Origin of the sequence: Clostridium sp. 1001283B150225_161107_B6 (assembly GCF_015556325.1) — a bacterium.
Lineage (GTDB): Bacteria > Bacillota > Clostridia > Lachnospirales > Lachnospiraceae > Enterocloster.
Genome location: NZ_JADNMD010000001.1, coordinates 298,151 through 315,513, shown reverse-complemented (window position 1 = coordinate 315,513; position 17,363 = coordinate 298,151). Strand labels below are relative to the sequence as shown.

The 17,363-nt window shown below is 49.3% G+C and carries 10 protein-coding genes; 8 read left to right on the top strand and 2 right to left on the bottom strand.

The window, feature by feature from the left end; all coding sequences use genetic code 11:
* Positions 1-165 precede the first annotated feature (165 nt).
* From I2H39_RS01430 to I2H39_RS01395, 8 genes are all read left to right on the top strand, one after another.
* Positions 166-4,374, top strand: coding sequence for a PAS domain-containing protein (locus I2H39_RS01430; protein ID WP_195625641.1), 4,209 nt, complete (start codon positions 166-168; stop codon positions 4,372-4,374).
* Between the two features lie 57 nt (positions 4,375-4,431).
* The gene (locus I2H39_RS01425) at positions 4,432-6,129 is read left to right on the top strand and encodes an ATP-binding protein (RefSeq protein ID WP_195625640.1); all 1,698 of its coding nucleotides are present in this window, start codon (positions 4,432-4,434) and stop codon (positions 6,127-6,129) included.
* Between the two features lie 287 nt (positions 6,130-6,416).
* Positions 6,417-7,544 (top strand): cobalamin-dependent protein, encoded by a 1,128-nt coding sequence (locus I2H39_RS01420; protein WP_195625639.1) that lies wholly within the window; start codon positions 6,417-6,419, stop codon positions 7,542-7,544.
* Between the two features lie 32 nt (positions 7,545-7,576).
* On the top strand, positions 7,577-9,814 hold the full coding sequence (locus I2H39_RS01415; RefSeq protein WP_195625638.1) for an EAL domain-containing protein: 2,238 nt from the start codon (positions 7,577-7,579) through the stop codon (positions 9,812-9,814).
* A 167-nt stretch (positions 9,815-9,981) separates the two neighbouring features.
* Positions 9,982-11,319 (top strand): extracellular solute-binding protein, encoded by a 1,338-nt coding sequence (locus I2H39_RS01410; RefSeq protein WP_195625637.1) that lies wholly within the window; start codon positions 9,982-9,984, stop codon positions 11,317-11,319.
* Positions 11,316-13,436 carry a hybrid sensor histidine kinase/response regulator gene (locus tag I2H39_RS01405; protein ID WP_138310126.1) on the top strand — a complete coding sequence of 707 codons (2,121 nt, stop codon included), beginning with the start codon at positions 11,316-11,318 and terminating at the stop codon, positions 13,434-13,436. The genes I2H39_RS01410 and I2H39_RS01405 overlap by 4 nt, the downstream gene beginning before the upstream one ends.
* Positions 13,437-13,526: 90 nt before the next feature.
* Positions 13,527-13,895 carry a response regulator gene (locus tag I2H39_RS01400; protein WP_138311425.1) on the top strand — a complete coding sequence of 123 codons (369 nt, stop codon included), beginning with the start codon at positions 13,527-13,529 and terminating at the stop codon, positions 13,893-13,895.
* 294 nt (positions 13,896-14,189) lie between these two features.
* Positions 14,190-15,578: a GntR family transcriptional regulator gene (locus I2H39_RS01395; protein WP_138311426.1), complete on the top strand. Its 1,389-nt coding sequence runs from the start codon at positions 14,190-14,192 to the stop codon at positions 15,576-15,578.
* Positions 15,579-15,949: 371 nt separating this feature from the next.
* Here I2H39_RS01395 and I2H39_RS01390 read toward each other — a convergent pair whose 3' ends face one another.
* Together I2H39_RS01390 and I2H39_RS29570 are read right to left on the bottom strand one after the other, a co-directional pair.
* On the bottom strand, positions 15,950-16,789 hold the full coding sequence (locus I2H39_RS01390) for a collagen-like protein (RefSeq protein WP_347708560.1): 840 nt from the start codon (positions 16,787-16,789) through the stop codon (positions 15,950-15,952).
* Positions 16,780-17,160 (bottom strand): hypothetical protein, encoded by a 381-nt coding sequence (locus I2H39_RS29570; RefSeq protein WP_330640939.1) that lies wholly within the window; start codon positions 17,158-17,160, stop codon positions 16,780-16,782. The genes I2H39_RS01390 and I2H39_RS29570 overlap by 10 nt, the downstream gene beginning before the upstream one ends.
* Positions 17,161-17,363: the final 203 nt, after the last annotated feature.

The following is a 17,363-nucleotide window of genomic DNA, read 5'->3' as shown; positions in this document are numbered from 1 at the left end:
CTGCTTTTTAATGGAATCATTGTCTGTTATTGCCGCAGATGTTATAATAAACAAATATAGACAGAGAATTCGTCCTCATGTATCCTTGTCAATAACACCGTGAACATAACAGAATGAGGCAAAGGCCGCAGACGGCCGAAAACGGAAATGAAAGGAGCGTGCAGCATGAATCAGGCAATTTCCGCGTCCGGGGCGCAGATGAAAGAGGCGCTGGACCTTGCGCCCATGGCAGTTTTAGTCAGTTCAGCCGGAGACAACCGGCTTTTATATGCGAACCGCCTGGCAAAGGATGTATTTTTAAAGGACTTGGAGGAAGGCGAAAACGGCTTTTTCCCCGCAGGCCCAGAATCCATGGCAGGGGAGTACCGGCATCCGGTGAACCATCGCATCTACCGGTTCAACGTCCAGCGGATTGACTGGGGCGGTGAACCGGCACATATCCAGTATATCTCAGATATTACGGATATGGTTTCCGCCAGCGAGAAAACCCAGAACATTATTAACTCCATTCCCGGAGGCATTGCCATTTATCGTGTCACGGATGTTTTTGAGACTGTATATTTCTCAGACGGGGTTTCGGCCCTGTCCGGTTATTCGGCAAAAGAGTACCGCAGACTGGCAGGACAGGACGCAGCCAATTTAATTTATGAGGAAGATATCGGGATAGTGAAAGCCAAAGCAAACGAGGTGATAGAAAGCCGTGGAACGGCCATGCTGGAATTCCGCAAAAAGCACCGTGACGGCCATGTTGTATGGGTCCGCGCCCAGGCCAAGTGGATGGGGGAGGAGAATGGCTGTCCGCTTCTTCACTGTGTGTTCCACAATATTTCTGACATAAAGGACGCCCAGTTTGAAATGGAACAGCTTTTGAATTCCATTCCCGGAGGCATTGCCAGCTACCGGCTGGAAGGCCAGCAGCTGGTTCCGGTCTTTTATTCAGACGGGGTTCCGGCCCTGTCAGGTCACAGCAAGGAAGAGCTTAATGCCCTGGTGGCGGACAACACGCTCAACACTGTCTATGAGCTGGACCGGGAGCGGGTCAGTGAGGCTGTGAAAACCGCTCTGCGCAGCGGGGAAGTTCTGGATATCTCCTATCGGATGTATCATAAGAACGGAACCCTAATCTGGATACATGTCAGAGGCCGCCGCATGGGCCCGTTGACTGAAACAGCAAGATTTTATGCCGTGTTCACGGGGATGTCCGAGGAAGCGCGTCTGTTCCAGAACATGGCCAATGATACGGCGGACGGCATCTATGTGATTGGAAAAGAAAATTATGAGCTGCTCTACCTAAACGAGTCCGGGGATTTGTTTTCCAAAGGCCGTTCCTGTCTGGGACAGGCATGTTATTCCGTCCTGCATGGAAAAAGTGAACCCTGCGGTTTCTGCACCCTGAAAAGCCATAAGCCGGATGGGAAAGAACATGAAATGATGGCAGACGACTCTGGCCGTGTTTTTACCACCCATTTTCGTGAAATCGACTGGAATGGCATACCGGCCTATGTGAAATATATCCGGGATGCCACAGAGGAGGTCAGGACCCGCAGGGAACGGGACCGCCTGGAACAGTATTTTCAGAACATGTTAAAAAATCTGCCCGGCGGGGTGGCTGTGGTGCGCTATGAAAAGGATGGCAGCCTGGTCCCTGAGTATATTTCAGAGGGACTGGCAGCAACCACCGGAATGACTCTGGAAGAAGCCTGGAAGCTCTATCAGAAAGACGCATTGACGGGCGTTCATCCGGATGACCGGGAACACGCGCTGTCGCAGCTGGCGGAATACCTTGCAAGCGGTAAGAACCGCTGGGAGATTGAGTACAGGCTTCTGAACGGTTCCGGGGAATATGTATGGGTCAAGAATACCCTGTCTCTTATCCGGTACGAGGATGGCGTCCGGAAAATTTATTCTGTGTACAGCGATATGACAAAGGAGCACGAGGAACGGGCTCATGTCCGTCAGCAGTACAATGACCTGATACTGCAGCATTACCAGCGGCCTGACCCCAACGCCCTGGTGCTTGGCCACTGCAACATCACCCAGGATAATATAATAGAAATCATTGACCGCACGGGTATGGAACTCCGGAAAACCTTCGGGTCTGTCCGTGAAGAGTTTTTTACCGGTCTTTCAACCCTGATTGAGGACGGGGACCAGCGGCAGGCTTTTAAGGATATCTACATGCGTGAGCCGGCTCTTGCCGCTTTTAAACGGGGAGAAACAGAACAAAAGCATGAATTCTATATACAGCTGCCCGGCGAGGACATCGGCCGGTATGTGCTGTTTGAGATGCACATGGTTTCCACGCCGGACAGCGGCGATGTTACAGGAATATTAACCGTAACGGATATTACGGAGCAGACAGTAGCAGACCGGATTCTCCATCAGCTTTCGGTTACCGGCTATGATTTTGCGGCGGATTTGGATTTGAAGCGGGATACATATAAAATTCTGTCCCTGGACGCCAATGCCCGCTTTGTCCCCCCGCGGCAGGGGCCTCACTCCCGGTGGATGGACTATATGATGAAGAACAGGGTGGTTCCCAGGGACCGGGAGCAATACTGGAACGGCCTGAGCCTGGGATGCATGTCCCAGCGTCTGGAACAGGGCGGGGCCTATACATTTGCCTTTTCCCTTATTGATGATGACGGGGAAATCAGGACGAAAAACATGACGGTTTCTCCGGTTGATTTGCGGTTGGGACGGGTCTGCCTGTCCAGAACAGATATTACGGAATCCATCCGGGAACAGCAGCGGCTGCTTCGGGTCATTGCCTATACCTGTGAGCTGGCCGGTTTTATTGATGTCTCCACAGGCGGTCTTGTCATGTATACCAGGCAGATGGTCCTGGAAAACCTGCCGCCTCATACAGCAGGAAACTATAATGAGGTATTGGACAATCTGGCTGGCTATTATGAGAAAGCAGCGGACCGTGAAACGGTGAAGCAGCAGTTCCGCCTGGAAACCCTGCGCAGGGAACTGGAGGAAAGGCCGGATGGGTATGATTTTGTCCTGCCCTATTGGTCAGGGGAAGGACTGCGGTACAAGCAGGTCAATGTATTATGGGGTGACCAGAACCATAAGACAGTTTGTCTGGTGCGTTCCGATGTGACGGATATGCTGGCCGCTGAACGGGCGGCAAAAACAGAACTGGAACGGGCATTGGCGCTGTCGCGGGAGGCCAGCCGTGCAAAAAGCGACTTTTTGTCCGCAATGAGCCATGATATCCGTACGCCCATGAATGCCATTATGGGAATGACAACGCTGGCAAATGCCAATATTGGTGATTCCATCCGGGTACAAAGCTGTCTGCAAAAGATAGCCATGTCTTCCAGACATCTGCTGAGCCTGATTAATGACATCCTGGATATGAGCCGGATTGAACAGGCCAAAATCCAGCTGAACCGGGAACGATTCTGTCTGCCGGAGCTGGCTGCCCAGGCCACGGAGATTATCGCGCCCCAGGCGGAGGCGGCCGGACTGCAGTATGAAGCCCGAATCAGCGGGATGCGGAACCCCTGCTGCTGCGGGGACGCGCTGCGCACCAGCCAGATTTTGATTAATATACTGGGAAATGCGGTAAAGTTTACTCCGAAAGGCGGTTCAGTACATTTTTCCGTTGAAGAAATTCCCTCTGTAAAGGGAAAACAGTGGGTGCGCTACCGTTTTACGGTCAGCGATACAGGGATTGGAATGTCGGAGGAAACCCTGGCACATCTGTTTGAGCCATTTACGCGCAGCAGGGCGGTGTCCCGGGTGGAAGGCTCAGGACTGGGCCTTAGCATTGTCAAGGGACTGGTGGACCTCATGGGAGGAACCATATCCGTTCAGAGTGAGCTGGAAAAGGGCTCCACCTTTATAGTGGAACTGGAGGGGAAGATTGCCGCGGCTCCTGAGGCAGCTGAAATCAGGAAGCCTGAGGAACCGTCAGGACAGCCCTTTGCAGGAAAACGGTTTCTGGTGGCTGAGGACAATGAGATAAATGCTGAGATTTTATGTGAAATCCTTCGGATGTATGGGGCGGAATCAGAAGTAAAAGAAAACGGTGCCTTGACTGTACAGGCCTTTTTTGCCGCGGAGCCGGGAACCTATGATGCCATTCTGATGGATATACAAATGCCGGAAATGGACGGCTACCAGGCTGCCCGGGCTATCCGTGGGGGAGCTGGTTTGGATGCTGAAGCCGTGCGTGCCGGTGCGGGAGCATACGCAGCCGCCAGGGCGGACGCAGGTACAATCCCCATCATTGCCATGACCGCCAATGCTTTTGCAGAGGACATCCATGCAGCCATGGAGGCCGGTATGGACGCCCATATAGCAAAACCCATTGACATAGGAATACTGCGGGAAACGCTGAAAACAGCGCTGGCAGATTAGAAGAGGCTGGATATATCCGGCTGATTTGCGATTTTATTTTCCCTGAAAGGAACACATATGATAAAAGATTTTGAGGACATGGAGCATCAACAGGAAAACCTTTTAAGAAGCATTATCAATTTATTTGTATACAATAACTGCGACTATTTTATTTATCTGGATGTGAAGAACAACCGTTATACCATGTTCAGCGGCAGTCAGTCCGGAACACCCCTTCCTCCCACTGAATGCCAGGATTACTCCACGGAAATTATCAAATATGCAAATGATTATGTGGTGCCGGAAGACAGGGAGCATGTAATCCGGGAAATGGGGCTGGGCCGGGTCATTGAAGAACTGGAGAAATGGGGAAGGCATGTTATTTACTGCGGTGTTGAGGACCCGGTGCGCGGATATACAAGAAAACAATTGGAATACCGTTATTATGACCGGGATAAGCAGATGGTGCTCCTGTCCAGAACTGACCTGACCGACCTGTATATGGAACAGCAGCGGCAGCAAAAGGCATTGCAGAAGGCTTTACAAACAGCAGAAGAAGCAAATCAGGCCAAAAGCCTGTTCTTTCTAAATATGTCCCATGATATCCGTACGCCCATGAATGCCATAGTGGGATTTGCCACGCTTCTGGAACAGGAGGCGTACAGCGAGGAACGGGTGCGGGAGTATACGGAGAAAATTCTCAGTTCCAGCAGGCTGCTGCTCTCGCTCATTAATGATGTTCTGGATATCAGCCAGATAGAGAACGGAAAGACCGTGCTGAATACATCGGAAATTGACCTAGGGGAGCTGGTGAAGGAACTGGATACCATGATACGTCCCCAGACACAGGAACATAGGCAGGAATTTTGCGTGAGACTGGAAGAGACAGTCCATACAGTACTTCTGGGAGACAGGATTCGTATCACGCAAATCATGATGAACATTTTAAACAATGCAGTCAAATACACACCGGATGGAGGACGGATTGATTTTATAGCCAGCACAGCCCCGCTGCAGACAGGGGACAGGACAGAGGTTTGTTTTACGGTCAGGGATACCGGAATTGGGATATCACGGGATTTTGTGGAGAACATATATGAGCCCTTTTCCAGAGAAAAAAATAAATTTGTAGATGGGATACAGGGAACTGGGCTGGGACTGGCCATAACCAGAAATCTGGTGGACCTGATGGGCGGATCAATCGAAGTGGACAGTGAACCTGGGAAGGGAAGCACATTTACGGTACGGTTCCAATTGCAGAGTGTGAATGTGCAGAATTCAGATATGAGGAGTTCAAACCTGCATAGTCCAGACATAAAGGATACAAGGGGGACAGGATTCAGCCAGCGGGCAGGAGGACAGGGCGAAAAAACAGAGGTCCGAAGCCTGCCATTACAGGGAATCCGCATCCTGGCGGCTGAAGACAATGAGCTGAATGCTGAAATCCTTTCAGAGCTTCTGCGCATAGCGGGAGCAGAATGTGAAATTGTGCCCAATGGACAGGAGGCGGTCCGCCGTTTCCAGGAATTACAGCCCGAGGCCTGTAACCTGATTTTAATGGATGTAAGTATGCCGGTCATGGACGGCTATGAGGCGGCCCGCAGCATCAGAAAGCTGGACTGTGAAAAAGCAGGAACAATACCCATCATCGCCATGACGGCCAATGCCTTTACCGAGGACCGGGAAAAAAGCCGGGCAGCCGGAATGAATGCCCATCTTTCCAAACCAGTGGATGTCGGTAAGCTCATTCAGACTATACTGGAATATATATGTTAACAGGACGCTGTGGGTCAGGCCAGAGGGATTGCTCCCTCTTTCCTGCCTGATAACCTGCCTGCATTCAGTCTGGCAGTTTCCGCTGACTTTCAGATTAGGAAAAGACATAAGTTTGGCCCGGACGCTTGCGCCCGGGCCTTTCTTATGGTAAAATTTGTATAATATACATGGGCAGAGTTAGAATGACTGCCTTCCATCTGCTCCGTCACTGTAACTCTGATGGCTGATGTCCCGCAGGAGGACGGCAGTGGCACATCATACGATTTCAACGAAAGAACGGAGGATTTATGGGGTTATTATTAATGAAGCAGAATCCGGAGTTTCAGAGATTGACAAATGAAATATTTAACCGGCAGCTCTCGCAGGACGCCCGTTTGCAAAAGGAACTGGACGGCCGTGCCAGGCAGAAAATGTATCAGGATGTACAGTATAATGTGGACTTTCTTTATACTGCCATGGAGCTGGAGGACGAAGGAATCTTTGAACGGTACGCAAGATGGCTCTACCAGCTTCTCGTTCCGCTGATGCCCTACTGCACCAGGGAAAGGGTGAAGGATATCATGACGGACCATTATGAGCTCATACGCAGCTCCATGGAGGCAGTCATGGAAGAAGAGAAACGGCCCAAGCTTCACCGCCTTCTGGACTGTGCTGTCCGCGTCACGGCCGAGGAATATGAACATGGCGGCTACCATGAAAAGGAGGACGGATACCAGGAGGAGGGATGCCGGGGGGACGGAACAAAGGAGCCTGGAACGAAGGGGACGGAAACAAACCGGGGCGGAGCATATGAACAGGAGATAACACAATATTTATCCTCCATGCTCCGGTCCGATATGAAAGGTTCCATGGCTCTTATAACAGAATATGTAAATCTCGGTATTCCTCTGAGCGACATCTGCGTGGATATTGTGGCCGAAGCAATGAGAAGGGTAGGCGATTTGTGGCACAGCCACCGGATTTCTGTGGATATGGAGCATTACTGTACCTCGATTACCCAGTTATCCCTGTCCCAGCTTTACCCGCTGATTTTCAACCAGCAGCGGAAGGGCAAAAAGGTACTGGTGGCATGTATTGGCAGTGAGCTCCATGAGATAGGCGCGCGCATGGTGGCGGATATGTTTGAATACAATGGCTGGGACAGTATTTACCTGGGCGCTGCTGTTCCGGTAGAGTCGGTTGAAAACGCCATCATGGAGCATCAGCCGGTCCTGGCTGCCTTATCCGTCACCATGCCCCAGCATCTGCCGCTGTGCAGGGCTGCCGTGGAACAGCTGCGGAAAACATGTCCGCAGGTGAGAATTGCGGTGGGCGGTCTGGCGTTTGAACATACGGATATATGGAAAAACTGGGATGTTGATATCTACACAAAAGATGCCAAGGAACTTGTGACATGGGCGGATGAAACGATATAATTACTTTAAGGCAAACAGCAAAGAGGTAAAAAATGATTTCTAAAAAGAAGATTCTGGTGGTAGAAGATAACAAAATGAATCGTATGCTGCTGTGTGAAATAGTGACATCCGTCTCAATTTATGAAGTGCTGGAAGCTGAGAACGGACAGGAAGCCCTTCGCATACTAAAGCAGTATGGGGAGGAAATTTCCCTGATTCTCCTGGATTTGGTCATGCCGGTTATGGACGGATATACCTTTCTCTCCATCATAAAAGAAGACCCCGCATACGCATCCGTCCCCGTGATTGTCACAACCCAGAGCGACAGTGAGTCCGACGAGGTTACGGCACTTTCCAGGGGAGCAACGGATTTTGTCACCAAACCTTATAAAGCAGAGGTAATCCTTCACAGGATAGCCAATATTATCAATCTGCGCGAAACAGCCTCCATGGTCAATCTCCTGCAGTATGACCGGCTCACCGGGCTGTTCAGCAAAGAATTTTTTTATCAGCGGGTCAAGCCGTTTTTAGAGCAAAGACCAGACCGGGAATACGATATTATCTGTTCCGATATTGAGAATTTTAAATTGGTGAATGATATCTTCGGTGTTCCGGCAGGGGACCAGATTCTCCGCGGTATAGCTGATATGTACATAAACCAGGTAGGCGAAAGGGGAATCTGCGGACGGCTGACTTCGGACAAATTTGTCTGCCTGATTGAACACCAGTCACGGTACAGGGAGGAATGGTTCAGGGAGGCAGTAAGGAAAATCAATGAATTATCCAATGTAAAAAATATTGTGATGAAATGGGGCATTTATTCCAAGGTGGACAGAAGCCTTTCTGTGGAGCAGATGTGCGATTGGGCCCTGTTGGCGGCCCAAAGCATCAAAGGCCAGTATGGAAAATATTACGCCTATTACGGGGACCAGCTGCGGAGCAGGCTTCTGCTTGAGCAGGCAATCACAGACAGCATGGAGTCCGCCCTGGCAAAAGGGCAGTTTAAGATTTACCTGCAGCCCAAGTACAGAATCAGGGACAATGCACTTTCCGGAGCCGAGGCACTGATACGATGGAACCACCCTAAATTAGGCATTCAGTCCCCTGGACAGTTCATCCCCATATTTGAGCAAAACGGCTTTATTACAAAGCTGGACCAGTTTGTGTGGGACCGGACCTGCGCCGTGCTGCATGAATGGGACCAGAAGGGGTATCCTCAGCTGTCTGTATCAGTGAATGTGTCCCGGGCTGATATCTATAACGCGGAGCTTGCAGATGTACTGATGAGCCTGGTGGAAAAATACAGCCTTACGCCGTCAAGGCTTCATCTGGAAATTACAGAAAGCGCTTATACGGAAAATCCAAAACAAATCATTGATACGGTAACACACCTTCGCAAACTGGGGTTTGTAATTGAAATGGATGATTTCGGCAGCGGGTATTCATCCCTGAACATGATTAACCAGATGCCCCTGGATGTTTTGAAGCTGGACATGAAATTCATCCAGAATGAGACAGCCAAACCAGTTCACCAGGGTATCCTTCGGTTCATCATGGGACTGGCTCGCTCCATGAACTTAAATGTGGTAGCGGAAGGCGTGGAGACAAAAGAACAGCTTGAACGGCTCCGCCAGTTTGGCTGCGATTATGTCCAGGGATACTACTTTGCCAGGCCCATGCCCTGTGAGGAATTTGAGACTCTTTTAGGCCGGTCGGTCCTGGAACCGGCGGTATTTTCCTGTCCCAATGATGACAGGAAAATACTGCTGGCTGCCGATGAAATATGCCGCAGAAGAGAGCTGGACCTTCAGAAAGAAGCGTACAGGGATTACATGACGGACCTTCTCAACCGCAGAGGTTTTATGATGGCAATGGAGATGGTGCGTATGGAAGAAGGGCCATGCGCAGTATTTTTCTTTGATTTGGACGGACTTAAGAAAATCAACGATACCTATGGGCACAGCAAAGGAGACGAGGCAATCTGCCGGTTTGGAGAAATTCTGCGCGCCCATACCCGGGAAACAGATGTGGCGGCCCGCTATGGAGGCGATGAATTTGTTGTTGTGATGAAATGTATGAGGACAGAGGAGGATGCAGTTAAGAAGGGAGAGGAAATCTGCCGGGCCATCCAGGAGGACTGGGTGTTCCAGGAGGTACCGTCGGCCTGCTCGGCGGGAATCGCCATCTGGAATCTGAGGGAACCGATTCAGGAAGTAATTGAAAAGGCGGACCAGGCATTGTACCAGGTGAAGCGGGAAAGCCGGGGCGGATGCCGTCTGTGGAAAGCTTGAAACCGGCGGCTCACATCCTGTTCCAGTGACGGAAGCCTCATAATAAAGGGCAGTGATGCCTAAATGATTGCGGAGCTGACGTGGCTATGGTATACTGACATTAGTTCCTATGTGAACAGGGACCTGATATTTTATTAAAAAAGAATAGGGAAGCAGGGAGCAGGAAGATGGAGAAACGGGGATTTTTTCTTACACTCATTTTCATTGGCGTCACATTGATTACAGGATGTGGGAACCGGAGGCCAGATTCCGGCGTTAATCCGGCTGCTGAGGCTTTTTCAGGTCCCCAGTACCAATGGCAGAAGGAGTATCCCGAACCCCTCAGGATTCTGGGCATTTATCCTGATTTGGAGAGAACCTATCTTGACAGGGCATTCAAACGCTATGAAACCCTTACAGGCAATCAGCTGGAACTTATCCAGGTGGACCGTGAGGAGTTTGAACAGCGGATGTCCAGGGGCTTCCAGGGGCTGGAAGAGGAGCCGGATGTCATTCTCAGCTATGGGGGAACCAATATTGACGCTTATCACCCCGATGAGAACCTTTATGATTTTACCGATGCCCCATGGGTGGATGACCTGACTGATACCTCCATTAACCAGGCTGTTTATAATGGCAGAATTATCGGCATTCCCCATTGGGAAGCTTCCATTTCAGGCACCCTATATAATAAGACCATTTTTAAGCAATACCATTTGGAAATCCCCAAAAACCAGGAGGGGTTTATGGAACTGTGCGCCGTTCTCTCAGAACATGGAATCACCCCGCTCTATATACCGGGCAGGGAGCCATCCATGTTTTTGTACCAGTTTCCGCTGGATTCCATTGTGGAGGATACAGATATCCTTAATGGACTGAATGACGGAAGCCTTTCCTACAGCGATATCCCGCAGATGAAGCAGATTGTCTCATGGTATAGGACAATGGCCCATAAAGGATATATGGGAGAGTCCTATCTTACCGGTGACTGGTCCGGCATGGAGTCTGCAATGAGCAGCGGACAATATGCCATGATGCTGTGCTGGGACACCTGGCTTTATACGGATTACAAAGGGAATCCGGATGAGTTTGGCCTTATGCCTGCTTTTGTGGGCGTACCGGAAGAAGGTACCTATGAGGGGCCGAATCTTGGCCTTTTCCTTGTAAATAAAAACAGCAGGAGCCTTGAGAGTGCCTTGAATTTCATTACCTTTTTGTCAGACCCCTATAATTATAACGCTGCCTTTGAAGGAATTTATACTGCCCCTGTATTCAAAAACCAGATAAACAGCATATCAACCCCTCAATATCAGGAAGCGGAACGCTTGATTGAACGGAACTACAGGTCATCCACTGCCTGGCTGAGAATCAGGGGATTTTCCCAGATGGATGCAGCGGTCATTCAGGAATATATGAAACCGGATAACAAATGGACTGCAGAAGAATGCCTTAAACAGATGGATATGCTGAGAGACAGCCGCCTGAACCAGCTGACGGCAGACGGTTCAGGAGGGATTTCCCAATGAAAGACTTGCATAAGAAATGGTATGTGGTTCTGGCAGCTCTGTTCTTCGCAGTTATGTTGGCGGGTTTTATCCTGTGCACAGCCTCCTATATCAAAAAATTCAATCAGACGCTGAAGGAGGAAAACCAGGCGCGTCTGGAGGAAATATCCGACCATATCACCGCCTATGTCCAATCCATTGTGACCGATACGCAGGATGCCCTTGAAACAGCGGCGCTGGCAACCTATGCTATCCGGGATGAAAACAGGCTGATTTATCTGAACAATGTTGCATCCCGCCACGGTTTTGCCTATGTGGGTTATGCCTGGGAAGACGGTATGCTTCACTCCACAGAGCCTTCCCAGAATACAGATATTTCCCGGGAGGCCTGCTATCAGGAGGCCATGGAAGGAAGATTCTCAATGTCCGGTCATGTCCGGCGTATTTTGTCCGACCGTGCGGTATCCGGAATCATCATGGCAGCCCCCATCAAAAACAAGGATGGAAAACCAATCGGCGCTTTGGTTGCTTTGCTGGAAACATCGCGGTTAAAAGAAGCTCTGGATATTGAAAGTTTTGGCGGGGAAGGGTATTCTTATATCATTGACGAAAAGGGCAGCCTTCTTCTCCATAACAAGAGCATGGATTACAACAATTTTTATAAGGTTCTGGACAATGTGCAGCTGGAAGACGGGAAAAGCAAGGCGGAGATTATGGAAAGCATTGCCGCCGGCGAATCGGGCATTTTTTCATACAGCCAGCTGGGAACATCCCAATATGCCTATTATGCACCTATGGGATTTGATTCCTGGACGGTTCTCACCATTGTGTCCGGGAAAGTCATTACACAGAAGACCGCAGTCCTTACAAAGGAACTTGTAACCCTGTGTATTGTGTTTATTGTTGTATTTATGTTCCTTCTGGCTGCATCGGGCATTTCCTGGGTGAATTCCCAGAACCAGCGTCAGCGTTCCAGACTCAAATCGGAATTTATGGCAAATGTGAGTCACGAAATCCGAACGCCGATGAATGTTATCATCGGAATGAGCGAGCTGCTGCTCCAAAGCGACTTAACAGATGTCCAGAAGCGGTATGTTCAGGGAATCCGGAACTCCGGGCACGGCCTGATTACCATTATCAATGACATCCTGGACATGTCTAAAATTGAGTCGGGGCTGTTTGAAATCTTGGCAGATGAATATGATATCCGGGAGCTGATAAAGGAGCTTGCGGTCATGGCCGAAACCCGTATCGGCAATAAGCCGGTGGACTTTGTAGCGGATATCGACGAAGCACTGCCGTGCCGTCTGGTGGGCGACCGGGACCGCATTAAGCAGATTCTGCTGAACCTGATTGGAAATGCCGTCAAATTTACTGAACAGGGTCAGATTACCTTAAGCGCCGGATGTTTGGAGGAAAACGGAAAATTTTATCTCAGAATCAGGATTGCAGACACCGGCATCGGCATCAAAAAACAGGATGTATCAAAGTTGTTTGTCAGCTTCAGCCAGCTGGATGCCTACCAAAACCACAACAAGGAGGGCACTGGTCTGGGTCTGGCCATTTCAAAATCCTTAAGTCAGATGATGGGAGGAAATATCCAGGTGGAAAGTGAATACGGGAAGGGCTCTGTATTCACCGTGACGCTGCTCCAGGTTCCGGTACATAGAGACGGCAATGAGTCCGGGGAAACCTTGTACAGTGAGTCCGCAGCTTCAGCTCCGTCCGGGTTCCGGACTTTAAACAGCGGAAAGGTACTGGTGGTGGATGATAACAGGATAAACCTGGAGGTTGCATCCCTTCTTCTGAATTCCTTTGGTGCAGAAACAGTATGCGCAGAGTCAGGGAAAGAGGCCATCCGCCTTATTCAGGAACAGGATTTTGATTTGATTTTCATGGACCACATGATGCCCGGTATGGATGGAGTTGAATCTATGAAGCGGATTAAAAAATTAGAGGCGGAAAAGTACAGGCACATTCCGATTGTGGTTCTGACAGCCAATGCAACGGTGGATGCCCGCAGGATGTTCTTTGACGAGGGCTTTGATGCATTTCTGGCCAAGCCTATTGAACTGGCAAATATGTACGAAATACTTAAAACATATCTCGGGACAGCGCCCATGGATATAAACCAGTGAGATAGGACAGGAATGGTTCACAGTGCGGCCTGCATCTATTTACTAACTCACTTTAAAGTGGTATAATGTAAATAGAAAGAGGGTGAGATTATGCGCAACATTATAATCGCTTCAAACAACCAGGAACTGCACCATCTTCTGTCTTCATTTTTAGCACAAGCCGGTTACTCACATGTCTACTCATCCACTGACAGCAAGGAAACCTTCTCTCTGACTTATCGCTATAACCCCAAGCTTATCATCATTGATTTGGAACTGCCTTCGTGTGAATTAACAGATATTTTCAAATTTCTCTCAGGTCCTCAGCGCAGGATTGTGCTCTTTGTGGCCCCTCATCGTGAGGTGGATGAAACTATTTTGGGATTGATAAAAAAGGGCTATACGCGTTTTGTCATACATCCCATTGACCGGAAGCTGTTTTTAAGAGAGGTTGAAGAAATTATCAATTTAAATAAATAGATTCTGATACGCCTGAGAATTTGAATAAACTGGGCAGGACTGATTGGGGCTGTAAAAAACTCCCTCAAAAGAAAAATCGCTGAGGCCGTGTGACTTCAGCGATTTTTTGATATACTTATTATATAGAGGCAATGGGAACAGTTATAGCTGGGTATGTAAAATCCTGTACAAAGAAACAGGGAGCATACGCAATAGTTAACACACTTTATTGCAGCATTCTATTAATCGTGATACAATTATGCCAGTACTTTATCTGAACAGAGTGTGAAATGATTTCCACACAGGAGGAGAGGGATGGAAAAGACAAACGAACTTTATGAGTTACTATATGAGTATTTTGAATCCCGTATTCTCTTTGGATTTTACAGATACGATGAACAGCTGCTGTCGTTACAACAACTCCGAGATATCTTTCATATGGGGCGAAATACGGTTCAGTCTGCACTGGATAAGCTTGAAAAAAACGGATACATAGAAACGCAGGAACGGAAGATTGCCAGGGTTGCATACAGGGGAACAAGAGAGGTATTCAGAGAAAATACCGCCAAGTATTTTGTGCCGCGCAAAGAAGGAATCCTGGATTTTTGCTACGCAGGTGAATTGCTATTTAATCCTATGTGGGAGATAGCGATACATAATCCTGATGCGGACATAGTGGATTATCTAAAGAAAATCCATGGAGCGGAAAGCGCAATGATGGTAGCAATGCCCATAAAGCTGTATCTGGATGTCCTGCGTACCTTTCACAATGATTTACTTCTTAACCTTTACTGGCAATGCCTTCGTTACCTTAATTTTCTGTATCCGAGTAAACGTGAAATCAGAACCGGTACCATAGCGGAGGAAGTATTATCGGTGCGAACAATGGATGATTTAAAGACGGAGTTCGATTCCTATATTGACAGCGCACAAAATAAAGTAATTGATTTCATTGAATCCGCACGCGGTGAGTATCATCTTGAGGCGGTTCCGCAGATTCCGTTTAAGTGGAATATTTATCGCAGCCGTCCCCAGGTACGGTATACACTGGCCACTGTGGTCATACGTGAAATTATATGGGAGCGTTATCCGGTGGGGAGTTATCTTCCGTCCCTGCCTAACATGGCAGAGCAGTACCAGGTATCATTGAGTACGGTGCGCCGTACGGTTGCAGTGCTGAACTCTCTGGGTGTCACCAGGACCTATATGGGGATTGGAACCAAAGTCTGCCTGGAGCCCATGGATTTGAATCTCCTGAAGAAGGATGAAATCCGGGAAAACATGCTGCTGCATGGAGAAGGATTGCAGATTCTGGCATTGACGGTCCGCGGCGTGGCTCTCTTTACATTGGAGTCGGCCACGAAGGAGAAGAGGGATGAACTGCTGCAGGAAATCAGAAAACTTCATGGAAAAACCAGCAGTATCCTGTGCATTGACGTTCTTTTAAGCTTCATCTCCAGAGAATGTCCTTCTGCAATGATACGGGAATGCTATGATAAATTAAGAGAACTGGCTGTATGGGGATATATTTTATCTGCCGTATTGATGAGTACCGGACAGCTGGACAATGATTTGTCTGATTTTATTGGGCGGCTGGAAAAAGATTTACAGTCAGGTGATTTGGCTTCGTTTTCCGATGAATGGAAGTTCTTTATTATGGACAGGTTAAATTACTTTTATTTGAAATTTGCATTTCTAAAATAAGTAGGGATTAGCTTTATGATACTTTACTATGGTCACAAAATAGTATATAACAGCAATACATACGGGGAAACTTCGCACAGTGAGTCCACTGCTTCAGCTCCGCCCGGGTTCCGGACCTGAAACAGTGGCAAGGTAACGGTGGTGGATGCCCGCAGAATGCTCTTTGACGGAGGTTTTTGGTTACTCACATGTCTGCTCGTACACTGGCAGCAAGGAAACCATCTCTCTGACGTATCGCTATAACCCCAAGCTTATTAAACAAATAGAGTCTGATATGCCTGAGGATTTGAATCAACTGGGCAGAACTGATAGTCACAGAGGATTACCGCTTTACTGGTAATCCTCTGTGGCTATGTTAAGGTCATCATATTTTAGGTTGTGATAATTTCAGCTTTGCAAGTTGAGACAAAGGTGGGGTCGCTGTTATTTGATCCGGCCAGAACCAAAACACCGAATTCATTTCGAAGGACCGTGCCCTGTGCAACGGTCTGGCCTCCTGCGTTGATATCTACGCCTGCTGTCCCAACCGGCAGGTAAGCGCGTATGGCGGCCTGACAGTCAGCGTCGCATCCTGTGGGTGCCGGGGTGGGTGCCGGAAGATAGGTGATGGCGTTATTATATTCAGCGCTTGTGACCCTGACAGAGGCAATCCTGCAGATGGAGAGTGCTTCCTGGGGAACGCCCTGCGCATTGGTCAGCTGGAAAAGCCCTGAATTAGGGTTGGTATCAGGCGCCGGCAAAAGCGAGCCCGGCCTTCCGCTGGCATTATTGCCGCTTTCCATGGCAACAATTACATTATCTGTTGGGTAAAGCTGGATTATCTGCTGTAATATATTTCTCATCTGTTGTACACAGGCACAGCCTGCGGATAGAGGAGCAGGGCCGGTTACGCCAGTCGCTCCAGTGGCCCCGGTTGCACCAGTTGACCCGGTTATTCCGGTGGCTCCGGTGGGGCCGGTCAGTCCGGTTACGCCGGTGGCTCCGGTTGCACCAGTCGGCCCGGTTATTCCGGTGGCTCCGGTTGCACCAGTCGGCCCGGTTATTCCGGTGGCTCCGGTTGCACCAGTCGGTCCGGTTATTCCAGTGGCTCCGGTTGCACCAGTCGGCCCGGTTATTCCGGTGGCTCCGGTAGCTCCAGTCGGTCCGGTTACACCAGTGGCTCCGGTTGCACCAGTGCTACCAGTCAATCCGGTTGCGCCGGTTAGTCCCATAGGGCCAGTCGGTCCCACATAGCCTTGCGGTCCCATGGCTCCGGTTGGCCCTGGAATACCCTGGGGCCCGGGAATACCCTGGGGTCCGGGAATACCCTGGGGTCCGGGAATACCCCTGGGGCCAGGAATACCCCTGGGGCCAGGAATACCCTGGGGGCCGGGAATACCCCTGGGGCCGGGATTCCCCTGGGGGCCCTGAGCTCCAGGGCAGCCCCGGGGACCCATTGGACCAGGAACGCCAGGGCAGCCCCGGGGGCCCATTGGCCCGGTTGGACCCTGACAGCATCCGCCGCAAAAAGAGTTAAGATTTGTATTTGCCGGTTCTGTATATCTGCCGTTGTTTTCGGAATAACCGTTGGAATTACATCCATAAGGGTAATCTCCGCAGTTCATACCGTTTGCATAATCATATCTCATTCAATATCACTCCTTCACAATTTCATTGCAGACTGAATACAATTAACCTGTCTGAATTTCCATTCGCTTAGACGTTTTTACATCCATAACATCATATAAAAACTACCACATAAAATCCATTTGGTAAGGACAAGGGTATCAGTTAAGATATTATATG

Bases quoted from the DNA above. Each gene is read 5' to 3' on its own strand.
- I2H39_RS01415 (WP_195625638.1), top strand. From the start codon at position 7,577: ATGATTTCTAAAAAGAAGATTCTGGTGGTAGAAGATAACAAAATGAAT.
- I2H39_RS01405 (WP_138310126.1), top strand. From the start codon at position 11,316: ATGAAAGACTTGCATAAGAAATGGTATGTGGTTCTGGCAGCTCTGTTC.
- I2H39_RS01430 (WP_195625641.1), top strand. From the start codon at position 166: ATGAATCAGGCAATTTCCGCGTCCGGGGCGCAGATGAAAGAGGCGCTG.
- I2H39_RS01425 (WP_195625640.1), top strand. From the start codon at position 4,432: ATGATAAAAGATTTTGAGGACATGGAGCATCAACAGGAAAACCTTTTA.
- I2H39_RS01410 (WP_195625637.1), top strand. From the start codon at position 9,982: ATGGAGAAACGGGGATTTTTTCTTACACTCATTTTCATTGGCGTCACA.
- I2H39_RS29570 (WP_330640939.1), bottom strand. From the start codon at position 17,160: ATGGATGTAATTCCAACGGTTATTCCGAAAACAACGGCAGATATACAG.
- I2H39_RS01395 (WP_138311426.1), top strand. From the start codon at position 14,190: ATGGAAAAGACAAACGAACTTTATGAGTTACTATATGAGTATTTTGAA.
- I2H39_RS01400 (WP_138311425.1), top strand. From the start codon at position 13,527: ATGCGCAACATTATAATCGCTTCAAACAACCAGGAACTGCACCATCTT.
- I2H39_RS01390 (WP_347708560.1), bottom strand. From the start codon at position 16,789: ATGGGACTAACCGGCGCAACCGGATTGACTGGTAGCACTGGTGCAACC.
- I2H39_RS01420 (WP_195625639.1), top strand. From the start codon at position 6,417: ATGGGGTTATTATTAATGAAGCAGAATCCGGAGTTTCAGAGATTGACA.